The sequence below is a fragment of the Tateyamaria sp. Alg231-49 genome (assembly GCF_900143535.1).
In the GTDB taxonomy this organism is placed as follows: domain Bacteria; phylum Pseudomonadota; class Alphaproteobacteria; order Rhodobacterales; family Rhodobacteraceae; genus Tateyamaria.
In genome coordinates this window covers 19,855-33,028 of the sequence record NZ_FRFA01000013.1, presented here as the reverse complement: position 1 = coordinate 33,028, position 13,174 = coordinate 19,855, and the positions used below count along the sequence as shown (strand labels likewise).

The 13,174-nt window shown below is 56.8% G+C and carries 9 protein-coding genes and 1 pseudogene; all 10 read right to left on the bottom strand.

Annotation, left to right across the window (positions count from 1 at the left end):
• Positions 1 to 21: 21 nt before the first annotated feature.
• Positions 22 to 1,362 (bottom strand): type VI secretion system baseplate subunit TssK, encoded by a 1,341-nt coding sequence (tssK, locus tag DHN60_RS16950; RefSeq protein WP_108838517.1) that lies wholly within the window; start codon positions 1,360 to 1,362, stop codon positions 22 to 24.
• Between the two features lie 28 nt (positions 1,363 to 1,390).
• The gene (gene tagH / locus DHN60_RS16945) at positions 1,391 to 2,854 is read right to left on the bottom strand and encodes a type VI secretion system-associated FHA domain protein TagH (protein WP_108838516.1); all 1,464 of its coding nucleotides are present in this window, start codon (positions 2,852 to 2,854) and stop codon (positions 1,391 to 1,393) included.
• A 7-nt stretch (positions 2,855 to 2,861) separates the two neighbouring features.
• The gene (locus DHN60_RS16940; protein WP_108838515.1) at positions 2,862 to 3,167 is read right to left on the bottom strand and encodes a PAAR domain-containing protein; all 306 of its coding nucleotides are present in this window, start codon (positions 3,165 to 3,167) and stop codon (positions 2,862 to 2,864) included.
• Entirely contained in the window at positions 3,167 to 3,772 is a 606-nt protein-coding gene (locus DHN60_RS16935; RefSeq protein WP_108838514.1) for a hypothetical protein, read from the bottom strand. Before DHN60_RS16935 ends, DHN60_RS16940 begins: the two co-directional genes overlap by 1 nt.
• 7 nt (positions 3,773 to 3,779) lie before the next feature.
• Positions 3,780 to 5,894, bottom strand: a complete 2,115-nt coding sequence (locus tag DHN60_RS16930; protein WP_108838513.1) for a type VI secretion system Vgr family protein — start codon at positions 5,892 to 5,894, stop codon at positions 3,780 to 3,782.
• 32 nt (positions 5,895 to 5,926) lie between these two features.
• A complete protein-coding gene (locus DHN60_RS16925) occupies positions 5,927 to 6,226 on the bottom strand; it encodes a hypothetical protein (protein ID WP_108838512.1) in 300 nt (99 codons plus the stop codon).
• Positions 6,227 to 10,681, bottom strand: a complete 4,455-nt coding sequence (locus tag DHN60_RS22980) for a type VI secretion system contractile sheath large subunit (protein WP_368773172.1) — start codon at positions 10,679 to 10,681, stop codon at positions 6,227 to 6,229.
• Positions 10,664 to 11,134 (bottom strand): annotated as a pseudogene (gene tssB / locus DHN60_RS22695) (type VI secretion system contractile sheath small subunit); the annotation flags it as partial. The pseudogene tssB and the gene DHN60_RS22980, both read right to left, overlap by 18 nt.
• On the bottom strand, positions 11,131 to 12,009 hold the full coding sequence (locus DHN60_RS16915) for an ion transporter (RefSeq protein ID WP_108838510.1): 879 nt from the start codon (positions 12,007 to 12,009) through the stop codon (positions 11,131 to 11,133). The pseudogene tssB and the gene DHN60_RS16915, both read right to left, overlap by 4 nt.
• 27 nt (positions 12,010 to 12,036) lie before the next feature.
• Positions 12,037 to 12,975 carry a hypothetical protein gene (locus DHN60_RS16910; RefSeq protein ID WP_108838509.1) on the bottom strand — a complete coding sequence of 313 codons (939 nt, stop codon included), beginning with the start codon at positions 12,973 to 12,975 and terminating at the stop codon, positions 12,037 to 12,039.
• Positions 12,976 to 13,174 lie beyond the last annotated feature (199 nt).

The following is a 13,174-nucleotide window of genomic DNA, read 5'->3' as shown; positions in this document are numbered from 1 at the left end:
GGTTCCCCAGTTTGTTGGCGCTTAGCCCTGCCTAATGGCCCACAATTCCATTTTCAGGCCGGGGAATTCCCCGGATACATGAACGGCGATACCGCCAGAGGTCGACATTTTGCCCCAATGGGTGCTGTCACCATCCAGTTCGAAATAGACGACACCTGCGTGATACGGGATCTGGCGCGGAGCAACAGGCAGCGGGCGCAGCGGGATACCCGGCAGGGCCGAGTTGACCAACTGGCGGATTTCCTCGACCGGGCCAATCTTGGCCTGATTCTGGAAGTGACGGCGCACGTTTTCGGCAGGAATGTCGGCTTGAACGGCAAGAACGAAACCTGCGTTTGACAGCAGCTTGCGATCCGCAATGATCCCGACGCTGATGCCGTATTTGCGCGGATCAAGCGGAATGGAGATCGCCGTCTGCTCAAGAACCGAAGACAGGTACTGACGCAGGATACGGATCACGGGCTTGAACGTCTCGGTCAGATCGTCGTGGGCGTAAGGCGGAAACTCGGGCGCTGCCTTGTCGTTTGCCATGAAGGTCGCCAGTTCTCCCGCAAGCCCGATGCAGGTGCGATACATCTCTTCTGGGTGCACGTTTTCGATGCCGGCCATGTGTTCGATGATCGGCTGCATCCGGTTCACGCACATAAGCAGTAGGAAATCGGTGATCTCGGCCACGCCTTTGGTGCTACCACCTTCGGACATGCGACCGGACAATGCACTCTTGCGGTGGTTCAGCAGGCCGTCCAACTCGCGCGCAAAGGCAGTCAGTGGTCCGGCAGCTTGAATATCAAGGCAGGACGGAATGAAGCCCGTGTCGAGCATCACCTCTTTGTCAGGCTTTACTTCGATGATCTTGGCGATCGGGATGCACAGCCGGTCAGCAAGGTCATCCACACCCAAAGCAAACTGCAAGCGCAGCTTGCCGACGCCCATTGTCACGGCCTTTTTGCCAGACGAGGTAACGTCGGTCACTTCCAATTCGCCCGGACGCAGGCGCGCAGCGGACAGTTCGGCACCGGTCATATCGACCTCAAGCGCGCCCTGACGGCGTTGCGGCACAGTTAGGTAGACAACGCAGTCCTTGATGCCTTCGGGCACATCCAGTGCAGGCGGATGATCCTCGGCTTCTGGCACTCGGAACACGGTGCCATCTGGCGTCAGGCCGGAGCAGGACGTGATGGCGAACTGGCCAAACTTCAGAACTTCCTGATCGATCTCAAGCTTGTTGACCCCCCAGACGTACGGAGACACCCGGCGGGCCAGACCCGCCACAAGGCTTTCGGTATAGCGGTCGGCCTGCTGGAAGTGATGGGGCTGTAAAAACAAACCCTCGGTCCACAGCACTTTGCTGTCCCAACCCATCAGGTGTCTCTCTTATCGTTGGCGTCGGTCATTTCAAATTGTCCAGTTGCTCTTGGTAGGCGCGGGCGAATTCCTTGGCAAAGAGCTCTTGAAAGTCGTTTTCAGCCTGGTCTGAGATTTCTGTATACATGCTTTCGTAGATTTCCCAATAACGGGCTTTCCGGCTTTTCAGCATTCCACTCAGACTCTTATCCGCACTGATCTTCTCTTCGAGCACAGCGGGGTCTAGTTTTTTGAGGATACCTTTGAGCGCGGCTTCCATACCTGTCAGCATCGCTACTTCGTGGGCCTTGATGTCTTTCAGGGCTTCGCTGGCCGCCTCGGTCGCCTCAACATAGCCACGTTGCGTGGGCAGAACCATCGCCTCGATCGCCTCATCCGGGCTGCGCGAGAATTTAAGCGGGTTGTTCCCGCCCAGTTGCAACATGGTCTTTTCAATGCGGAATTCGGATTTGATGGACTCGCGGGTCATCAGGATTTCGCGCAGACCCTCAATGGCGATGCGCAGCACAGTCCCAAGTTTGCCCATCGTGGCGGGAAGGTCATGATCTGGAACGCCAAGGGAACCCGCACCCAATTCTGACAGAAACGCACGCGACGCGGCATCTGGCCCACCCACGGCCGCAGGTGCGGCTTGGGGCGGTTGCTGCATCGGCGGCTGCATTGGTGAAACAGGCATCGGCGAAGGGGCCACATGTGCCCGCCCAGCAGGCGGCGCGGCAGCGGGCGGCATCGGTGCAGGCTCCATCGGAGCGGCAAAGGGATCATTCGGAACGGCGGCAGCCGCAGGCGGTGTCGGCGACAAGAAGTCATCGTCCCAGTCATCTGGGATTGCAGATGATGACGCAGCAGCATGTCTGGGAACTGAAAAGTGGTCCTGGCCTGCTGCGTGATTTGATCCTGCGCTGGCTCCTTGCCCTGCAAAAGGATCATCGGCGGGGGGCAAAAGGCCTTCTTCTTCGCCAAGAGGCGGCAGTAGCCCGTCGTCACCCACTTCGTCCCGTTGCATAACACCGGGACCCTGAGGCGCGCCGCGACCCACCAGCAAATCGTCAAGAAAATCGCCGCCATCGCCCGGGGCATCCAGCAAATCTGCATTGCTGGGCGCATTGGTCGCAAAGCCGGGCGACACTGGCGTGTCAGCCACCGGGTCAGCCAAAAAGTCCCCGGTATCCTGTGAAGCGATACTGACCAGAATTTCATAAGGGCCGACGGACAGGATATCGCCGTCGTTCAGAGGCGTTGGGGTCGCCCCAAGGGCGAGCTTGCCATAGTTCAAAAATGTGCCGTTGGTCGAAAAGTCGACCACGATCACGTTGCCGTTGTGATCCTCAATCGCGCAATGCCGTTTGGACAACTCGCGGTTGGGATCAGGCAACACAACATCGTTCTCGTTGCCACGGCCAAGCGTCAGACTTGGACCATTCATCACGATGGGATCGCCATTACCCGGAATGCTACCGGTAGACTGAAAGCGCAGTGTTATCGCCATTCTTGTATCAGCCGCCCGTCAGAACTGTCGGAGCACCGGCCACGATCGCGCCACCAAGGCTGCACATGTCGCCGATGCGGGCGGCGGGCATCTTGCCGATGAGAACAGTCATCGACCCTTTGGCAATTGGATGGGGCGGAAAGTTGGCGGCCGGTGGGGCGATCAAACCGGTGCACATGTCTCCCACTCTGGCCGCAGGCTGTTTGCAAACCAGTACTGTGGGGCAACAGGGCGGCAAAATCGGCAACGGCGAGGCCAACGTACAGGGGCCGGAGTGCATATCGCCAAGGCGGGCTTGGGGTGGGCCAGGCATCAGTCAGTTCCTTCCGTCTTTTTCTCTTCGACCAATTGTATCTTGCCATTGCCGCCACGTGCAATGTCGAGCGCCCGGTCGATTGTTACTTCAAAACACCGGTCCGGGAGAGGACCGACCTTGAGAGTCTTGAGGTTCATACCAAAGCAGCAGGCAGACACCACCCCAACGGGTGCGGCAATGTCAGCCATATCGCCTTCGCCCAGATTTCCGGGTGCATAATAGGCAGCGGTGGCACAGGCGGCGGTTTTGTCGCCTGAGGATTCATTTTCCAGTACAAGGCGCAAGCGTTCGCGGTTTTCGACACTGGGATCGAACACCCAAGCTTCGGATGCAGTCAGACAGGCGCTTTTTTCGTCTTCGGGTAAAATATCGCGCCCAGCGATGCACGCCCACCACACACATTCGCGCGGCGGCAAAGCTACGGACAGAAGCCGCAGCATGTCCACAGGTGCTTCAGCAGCTTCCAGCTCTTCCAGAACAGTTTGGACCGACGCATTGGCCGGCGATTTCAACTTGGTTTTGAGCTTGGCATTGGCTGCTGAAAGCAGACGGACAGCGGGCTCATCAGGGATCTTTTTGAGGTTTTCAAAGCGCTTGGACATATTTTCCTCAGTTGATCATCGTGGAGGTGCCGTCAATCGTCACGAGCTCCCCCGATACTGTCGTCAAGGGTGAATCCATATCGGCGCTTGCTTCGCCTGAAATGGTGATCATCATACCGCTTATGGAAACGCCACTGTTATCAATGACAATCGAATTGCTGCCCACCGACAGCGAGATTTCTACCGCCGCTGTTATGGCAATTGAACCTGACGAAACGTCAACCGTGTAATCCCCTGAAGCGATGGTGAACGTCTCGCTACCGCTGTCAACATTTCGGGTGACGTCTCCACTTTCAATGGTCTGGGTATAGTCTTCGGTGATCGTTTGGGTCGCTTTGCCTTCGATTTTCTCGGTATGGTCCGTCTTGATCGAAATCTCTTGGTTGCCCTCTTCGACAGTAAAGATGTGGTCACCAGTTTTGATCGTCTCGGTCTTGGTGTGGTGAATGGTCTGGGTCAGATCGCCAGGATCCTTCTTTTCCAACCCGATTTCCACGACCGCATTGTTCTCGATAGTCTGAAAGTAGTCCTTTTCCGAGTGCATGCGGATGAATTCCTCATCCTTTTTGTCCTCGAAGACCAGCTCGTTATAGTTGCTGGCTGCACCATCCTTGCTTGAGCGGGTCTTGATCCCAGTCTGAGTCTTGTTTGCATCCAGAGCGTAAGGCGGCATCGTGTCTGCATTATACAGCATGCCCGTGCAGATGGGGCGATCAGGGTCGCCTTCCTCGAACTGGATCACGACCTCCTGCCCGATGCGGGGGACAGAGATCATACCCCAGTTCTTGCCTGTCCACGGCATTACGCAGCGTACCCAGCAGGTGGTATTTTCGTCCTTCGAACCCAGCCTGTCCCAGTGGAACTGCACTTTGATGCGGCCATATTTGTCGGTGTAGATTTCCTCGCCCGAAGGGCCGGTGACAACGGCTGTTTGCAGGCCCATGGACCGGGGCCACGGAGTGACCTGCGGGGCGCGGAATTGCTCGGTCTTGGGGATCACATCAAAGACGATGCGGTAGGTGTCAGAGTTTTCCTCATCGACAGGGAGCGTGCTGGGAAACAGCGGTTTTTTGGTCTCTGCATCCTCGTAGTCGGTTTCGATCTGCAAATGATGGACGGCCCGTGTGACCAGATAGTCGACGTTGTTGGATTTGCGTGGATGGTCTTTCAACTTGAACGTCTGACCGACCCCCAATGTGCGCACGTTCCCGGCACCGCGGGACAGCTTGTGACGCACCGCTTCAGATTCCATCCGCACTTTGACAAAGGCATCGTCCACATTGTGGGTCTCCGGTCTGTTGTGACCGGGATACACGTAGTGTTCGAACTTGGACTTTCTGGAGTGATCCCCCTTTGGAATCGACTTGGCCTTTTTCAATTGGCTCTTTGGCTGGTCAAAATCGTAATCTTCAAGCGTGACCTTTGCTGTCGTCACCGCGGTGGTTTCGCTCCAGTCAAAAACGTGGTCGTTGTCGCGGCGGTACTCGCCGCCTTCCTTGAAGGCAAAGTCGATCTTGCCTTCCTTGATCTTTGGGGTTGGTTTGTGCGCACTGATGCCATCTGCCAGCACCATTTTCAGCTTTTTCTCGTCCTGCACAAAGAAGTAGTAAATCCCCTCTTCTTCCATCAGGCGCGAGATGAAGTCGAAATCCGTCTCATTGTATTGCACACAGTAAGTGCGAGGCTTGTAGGTTGCCGTCGTTTCTTTCTTGACGTCTGACCAGAACCCGTAGGGCGACATGACTTCCTGAATGATATCAAGAACGTTCATCTCCTGAAAAACGCGGTTTTCAATCGTGCGGGTGAGGAACCACAACCAAGGGCGGACTTGGGCGACGAAATGAGACAGGCCCTGATAAAGGCCGACATAGTCAACAGAGACACACATACCGGTAAAGAACCGGTCTTTGTCTTCCTCGTCTTTTTGGCACAAGTGGATGGTCGAGCCCAGCATGTCCTGCAAGTCCAGCGCCTCGTCTGAGGAAAGGAACTCGATCGTGGTCTCGGTGAGCATGCTCAGACCTTCGATCACTCGGGCGTTTTTCAGGTTGACCGGTTTGGAGGAATACGTGCCCTCCATCCAGACCTTACGGCCCTCAAGTTCAAGATCACCTTCTGCCATTGTGCTACTCCTTGGCCCCCTAAAACCGGGCCCTATTCGTCCGCTTCAATCAAAAACTTGTCGGCACGCAATCTGGCGATAATCTCCGGGTGGATCACCCAATAGGACGCCAGCGAAAAATCTTCGCCAATCACGCGCTTTGCATCGAAAACCGTTTCAAAGTTTACGCATAGGATGGGCGTAGGAAACTCCCCATCCGCCAGTAAAAGCTGGTTCAAAAACTCGTCACCCTTATACACGTAATAACTGCGTTTTTCGATTCCCAACAAAATGATGGGGGGTTCGTCCCCTTCGTTGGGGCCGTCGCCTGGTATTCCGTTCAGTGCGTTCATTCAAAGGCCCTCCAGCAAGGCTGCAAGTTCCGGATCCATCTCGTCGTCGTCATCGCCCGACGCGTCGTCATCATCGTCGTCAAAGCCCGCTAGCAAATCGTCCAGCGAGATATCATCATCATCGTCGTCCGACGCATCATCCTCAAGGCCCGAAAGCAGATCGTCAAGCGATGTATCCTCGTCTGCGTCGTCGTCATCAGTAGATACGTCGATCTCTACATCCAGATCAGCGGACTTGGGCGATTTGCGCGGTTTGGGCACGTCTTCCTGCCATGGCCCTGCAATCGTGTCTCCTCCAAGCGAACGGAAGGATCCAAGACGAATGTCGTTGCGCCCCTTCATCCAGAGCACAGGCATGTACCCACGTGTCAGTGTAGCCTGTGCGGGGTCTGTTGTCAGGTTGCGTTCGGTACACGGTAACGCGACCTGATCGCCATATCGGTCATTGACGTAGTAGAACGGCAGGTCCCCAAGGGTCATCATCGACCCAAGGTCCATGCCTGCAGCCTTGCCAACGCTCTTGTATGTCCCAGCAAGCAAAATCGCGGTTAGCACGACGGGGTTGGCCCACAACATGCCTTTCAGGCCCTCTTGCGGCGAAAACTCTTCGTATTCGAACGCGTACACCGGATCCGATTTGGCACCATACGGCTGGCGCAGCAGGAACCGCGGAGCCGCCAGCGCAACATAGGCCGCTTCGGGCATCTTGCGCAGCGTGTCCCATGTCTTGGCCACCAGCGGGTGGCGATCTTCGGGGGCTGTATCGAGGTAGCTGGGCGAAATCGCTGAAAAGAAGGGCGCATCCACATGCAACCCAACCTGTCCGATCCGGGCCAGAAGTTCGGCGTGGGGCGGTGTTTCTTCAAAGGTGTACATGCCGAACAGGGCGGAAAAACCCCCTGCCCCTTCTTCAGGTTCAAGCACGTCTGTGACCAGTTTGAAGAGCCCACTTTCGCTCAGGTCTTCTTGGGCTGCCAGGTCGGCTGCCAGTTCCCCGGCGGACACATCATAAAGCACGATTTCCAGCTTCACGTCGGTTTCGATCCGCCGTGCAAGCAGATCAAGGCTGCGCCACTGGCTTTCAATCGCCTGGAACTCGGGGTGGTGAAGGATCAGGTTCATCGCCGAACTCAGCGCCTCATCCACTGCTGCTTGCATGGCAGCAGCGCCCGCATCCGGGGCTTTGACCACGTGCGGGCCGATGATCCGGGCGATCATTTCATCCGCGGGTGTCGCTTGGGTCAGGGTGCCGCGGGTGTCACCGATCAGGGCCTGAAAATCACTTAGCTTGAGGTTGGCGGGCATCGATGCCCCTGCCGATGTCTTTGGCAGTTTGATCGGGGTGGAATAGGTTTCTGACCAAGATTTCAGCTGATCGACCGCGCGATCCGCCATCGAACCTACGCCCAACTGACGGCGCACGCCCGAAATGGCCTCGAACAGGTCGACATTGTCATAAAGTTCGTCCGGGTGAAGGTCGTCCATCTCGCCCAGCTTGACTTCGACACTAGCACCATCTGCACCGATGGGTAGAACAAGCGTGGTGCCAAAGCCTTCGATGATCTCGTCAATGGTGTCCACATCCAGCGGAATGGCCTTGCGGCTGGCCAGCGCATCCCCGGTTTCCATCAACCCGCGCGCGGCACGGCCTGTGAAGTCGCCAAAGACGGCCATGCGGAACTTGGTCCGGTTCAGATCAGCGCGACTTGGACGGGGTTGGCTGATCAGCCCAAAGGGCGATTGAACGGGTTCAGCTGGTTCCGCAGGTGCTTCGGCCGCTTCCGCGCTGTCGCCATCCGTGCTGCCATCCTCGTCGGCGTCCCCGTCATCATCATCGTCCAGACCCGCCAAGAGTGCATCCAGATCGTCATCTCCACCGGAGTCTTCATCGGCGTCATCGTCCAGTCCCGCGAGCAATGCATCAAGGTCATCATCCCCGCCTGCGTCTTCGTTGGCATCATCGCCATCCAGTTCGGCAAGCAGGGCATCCATGTCGTCGTCGCCATCGTTGCTCGCGTCATCGGTTTCGTCGTCCAGGCCGGCCAAGAGGGCATCCAGATCGTCATCCGCACCAGAGTCCTCTTCGGCGTCGTCATCCAAATCCGCGAGCAACGCATCAAGGTCGTCGTCGCCGCCTTCCAGCCCAGCGGGCGACGCGTCCATATCGTCGCCTTCGTCCGCTTCGCCGGTATCGTCATCGTCCAGCCCGGCGAGCAACGCATCGAGGTCATCATCGCCATCTGCGGGGGCCTCGGTCTTGTCCTCAAACCCGGCAAGAACGGCATCCAGATCGTCGCCGGCGCTTTCTTCAGCGTCGGTGTCATCGCCATCAAGGTCTGCAAGGATGTCGTTCAGATCGTCTGTGCCCCCAGTCTCTTCTTCTGGCGTTTCCAGGCCAGCGAGGAGCGCATCCACATCATCTTCTGCGCTCTCGATCTCGGCATCGGCTGTCTCCAACCCGGCAAGAATATCGTCCAGATCATCGCTGTCGTCCGCAGCATCCGTTTCGGCAGTCTCCAGACTTGCAAGAACATCGGCCGTCTCATCCGCAGGCTCTTCATCGGCTTCAGGTGCATCCAAGCTCGCCAAAAGTGCGTCCATGTCATCGTCTTCCGCCTCGGGTTCGGAAGCATCCGTTTCCAGAGTGCCCAGAATGTCGTCTAGATCGTCACCGTCCTCTTCCGCGCCATCCTCGGGCGTGTCGAGGCCGGACAAGATATCATCCAGGTCATCGCCATCGTCGTCCGCCTCGGGTTTCGCAGCCTCAATCCCGGCCAGCACATCGCCGACATCATCGGTATCATCCTCGGCGTCTTGAGGCGTATCCAGTCCGGACAGGATGTCATCGAGATCGTCGCCATCCTCTTCCTCCGGAGTGGTGGCTTCCAGTCCAGCCAGAACATCGCCGACATTCCCAGTGTCGCTTTCTGTATCCTCCGGCGTATCGAGGCTGGACAGAATGTCATCGAGGTCTTCGCCTTCCTCTTCCTCCGGAGTAGCGGCTTCCAACCCAGCCAGAACGTCGCCGACATCGTCGGCATCATCCTCTCCGTCCTCCGGCGTGTCGATCCCTGACAGAATGTCGTCCAGATCATCCTTTGCTTCGGGTTCCGATGTTGCAGCTTCGATCCCGGCCAGCACATCGCCGACGTCATCGGTATCATCCTCGGCGTCTTGCGGCGTGTCCAGTTCGGACAGAATGCCGTCCAGATCATCGCCGTCCTCGACCGCCTCTTCGACCTGTTCGATGCTTGCGAGGACATCAGCGGTTTTGTCTTCCTCAGGTGCCTCATCGACTTGCTCGATGCTTGCGAGGACGTCAGCAGCGGTGTCTTCTTCCGGCGCGTCCTCAACTTGTTCGATGCCAGCCAGAACATCAGCGGTCGTATCTTCCTCCGGCGCATCCTCGACCTGCTCGATGCTTGCAAGGACGTCAGCGGCAATGTCTTCTTCCGGCGCGTCCTCAACTTGTTCGATACCAGCCAGAACATCAGCGGTCGTATCTTCCTCCGGCGCGTCTTCGACTTGCTCGATACCAGCCAGAACATCAGCCGCCGTGTCTTCCTCAGGTGCATCCTCGACCTGTTCGATGCCTGCAAGGACGTCAGCAGCGGTGTCTTCCTCCGGCGCATCCCAGACCTGCTCGATGCTTGCGAGGACGTCAGCGGCAGTGTCTTCCTCCGGCGCATCCTCGACCTGTTCGATACCAGCCAGAACATCAGCGGCCGTGTCTTCTTCCGGCGCGTCTTCGACTTGTTCGATGCTTGCAAGGACGTCAGCGGTTTTGTCCTCCTCAGGCGCGTCCTCGACCTGTTCGATGCCAGCGAGAACATCAGCGGTCGCATCTTCCTCTGGCGCATCCTCGACCTGCTCGATGCCTGCGAGAACGTCGGCGGTCGTATCCTCCTCCGGCGCATCCTCGACCTGCTCGATGCCTGCAAGGACGTCGGCGGTCGTATCTTCCTCCGGCGCGTCCTCGACCTGTTCGATGCCTGCAAGGACGTCAGCAGTCGTGTCCTCCTCAGGTGCCTCCTCGACCTGTTCGATGCCTGCGAGGACGTCGGCGTTCGTATCTTCCTCCGGCGCGTCTTCGACCTGCTCGATCCCTGCAAGGACGTCAGCAGTCGTGTCCTCCTCAGGTGCCTCCTCGACCTGTTCGATGCCTGCGAGGACGTCGGCGGTCGTATCTTCCTCCGGCGCGTCTTCGACCTGCTCGATCCCTGCAAGGACGTCAGCGGTCGTGTCCTCCTCCGGTGCGTCCTCGACCTGCTCGATGCCTGCGAGGACGTCGGCGGTAGTATCCTCCTCCGGCGCGTCTTCGACGCGCTCGATCCCGGCCAGAACATCTGCGGCGACGTCTTCTTCTGGAGTGTCCTCTGGTGCGGCATCGCGAAGGGCGTCCAGCGTGTTTTCTGTGGCGGCTGCCGAACTGATCCCAGCGGACAGGCATTGCAATAGTTCAGGTTTGCCCAGGATTTCTTCGATCAGGGCCTCGGCACCGGCCTTGCCATCCATGTACGTCATCAGGTTGGACAGTTGGGTGCGGGCCTCAAGCAGGGGTTTGAGGCTGTCCACATTGGCCGCAATCGCCGCCGGGCTGAAATCGTCCATCGTGGTAAAGGTAAGATCGACGGCCAGATTGCCCTCGCCCGTCAGTGTGTTGGGCACAGTAAAGGCGGCGCGGGGCGCCATCGACTTCATCCGTTCATCGAAGTTGTCGACGTCGATCTCAAGAAACTTACGATCAGAGATGGAAGGTTGGGGCACCTCGGACTTGCCAGCCAGATCAGACATCACACCCATCACGAAGGGCAACTGCACCTTCTTTTCCGCGCCATACAGTTCCACGTCATATTCGATCTGAACGCGGGGTGCGCGGTTGCGGGCGATAAACTTCTGACTGCTCATGCGCCACCCTCCCGGGCTTTGGCTAGTTCTTCGCGCAATTCTTTGAGTTGTGCACTCAGCTCAAGCACGTGGGCATCAACCTGATCGGTCTCTTCGCGCACAAGGGCGCGCAGCTGTTCGAACTCAGCCTCTGTGTCGGCCTCCACCGCGGATTGCATGGTGTTGACCAGCAAACCGATGAACAGGTTAAGAACCGAAAAGGCGGTAATAACGATGAAGGGCACAAAAAAGGCCCATGCCATCGGAAATTCGATCATCACTGGGCGGACAATCCCCATGGACCACGATTCCAGTGTCATGATCTGGAACAGTGAATAGAGGGATCGACCCAGCGTACCAAACCATTCGTCAAAGGCAGCGCCGTACATGATCGTGGCCATCACGCCAAAGACGTAGAACACAATGGAAATCATGACGATGACCGCGCCCATGCCCGGCAAGGCATCCAGCAAGGCCTGAACCACAGCCCGCATTTGCGGAATGACAGACAACAGACGCAGTGCACGAATGACGCGCAAACCGCGCAAGGCAGACAAACCCGCCGACGACGGCAACAAACCAACCGAGACCACGAACAGATCAAAGATATTCCACGAGTTGCGGAAAAAGTTCAGACCATATGCGTACAGTTTGAGCAGCAATTCGATCACGAAGATGGTCAACACCGTCTTGTCGATGATGTTCAGCAACGTTCCAAAGTTGGCCTGCGCCCAGTCAGACGTACTGATGCCAAGCGTAATGGCGTTGAAAATGATCAACGCCATGATCGCGTTTACGACACGATCCTGCTCCAAGAATACACGCAAGCGCGCGCGCACCGATCCATCGTGAGGGTCTGTCGCCAGCTCTTCAGTTTTGCCTGATCCGTCAGTCATGGGATCTCCGTAGGTTCGGTTTGGGGCCTATTTCAGGTCCTTTTGGACTTTCTTGAAGGCGACTTGCAGCTTTTTCATTTCGGCCACGGCAACATCAGCCGACTTTTGCAGCCCCTTCATCTTCTCGAATTCGGAGGCCTGCATCTTGGCTTTATGACCATCAACTTTGCCGTCCTTGAGGTCCTTGGCATAAGACACCAAGGCTGCTTCAAGCTTGTCGATGTTCTTGTCGAGTACCTGGAGAGGTCCCAGAACGCTTTTATCCATGACCTTCTTGCCAAAGGCAGATACTTCGCCCTTGGGGTTATCGGCCATCTTCTTGCCATTGGACGCAAGGTATTTGGCGACACTCTGAGCAGTTTTTCCAGTCTCGTTCAGCGATTTTAGCGCGACAACGATTTCCTTTTTGGCGTTGTCGAGCGCTGCCGCCATGTCAGCTCCTTTGGTTTCAGCCATGTGGATGACCTTGGCAGTGCCCATCGCAATTTCCAAAGGCTCACTGAACACCTTGGATGCATCCAGCTTGTTGACCTCGGCCATGGCTTTTTTACCCAGAGCAAGGCCAGCCTTGGCATCGCCGGCACCGGTTTCCAGATCGTCCAAAAGCTGGTCACACTTCTCTATAATCTCTTTTTTGGTATCGGAGATTGCATTCTTTACAGTGGTGATGAGCTTGTTGTGCTCTTTGGGTGATTTTGACTTTTCAGCCTGTTTCATGGCGTCCGACATTCGGTTGGCCAAGTTCTTTAACTCTTGGCGAAACAGACGGGGCAGCGCCTTTTTCAATTTACCTTCGTTCCATTTGTCGGGGTTCAGTTCGACTTTTTTGGAGTAAGTGATCGTTCTCGGGAACAGCTTGATGATGTCCTTTTCGGATTGGATCCATTTGATCACATCACTGCGCATCTCTTCACGCCATTTGAGTTCCAAATTGGCGTTCATCTTCTTGTTGCCGTCGGCTGCCATATCAGAATTCCCTTTTGTTCAGTATTTAAAGAGTGACCCGGCATCCAACCGCGTCAAAAACAGTTTTTTAAGGTCCATACTGGACACTTAGTTAAAGACACATTCACCAACGGCGGCGCCCAAGTCCAAGTCCGTCGCGCCCATCTCCAGACAATTGACCCTGAGTGTTGCCATCTCAAAGTTCATTGCGACATGTTTG

Excerpts from the sequence above, each read along its gene's own strand:
- tssK (WP_108838517.1), bottom strand. The coding sequence starts at position 1,362 with ATGGGTTGGGACAGCAAAGTGCTGTGGACCGAGGGTTTGTTTTTACAG.
- tagH (WP_108838516.1), bottom strand. The coding sequence starts at position 2,854 with ATGGCGATAACACTGCGCTTTCAGTCTACCGGTAGCATTCCGGGTAAT.
- DHN60_RS16940 (WP_108838515.1), bottom strand. The coding sequence starts at position 3,167 with ATGCCTGGCCCACCCCAAGCCCGCCTTGGCGATATGCACTCCGGCCCC.
- DHN60_RS16935 (WP_108838514.1), bottom strand. The coding sequence starts at position 3,772 with ATGTCCAAGCGCTTTGAAAACCTCAAAAAGATCCCTGATGAGCCCGCT.
- DHN60_RS16930 (WP_108838513.1), bottom strand. The coding sequence starts at position 5,894 with ATGGCAGAAGGTGATCTTGAACTTGAGGGCCGTAAGGTCTGGATGGAG.
- DHN60_RS16925 (WP_108838512.1), bottom strand. The coding sequence starts at position 6,226 with ATGAACGCACTGAACGGAATACCAGGCGACGGCCCCAACGAAGGGGAC.
- DHN60_RS16915 (WP_108838510.1), bottom strand. The coding sequence starts at position 12,009 with ATGACTGACGGATCAGGCAAAACTGAAGAGCTGGCGACAGACCCTCAC.
- DHN60_RS16910 (WP_108838509.1), bottom strand. The coding sequence starts at position 12,975 with ATGGCAGCCGACGGCAACAAGAAGATGAACGCCAATTTGGAACTCAAA.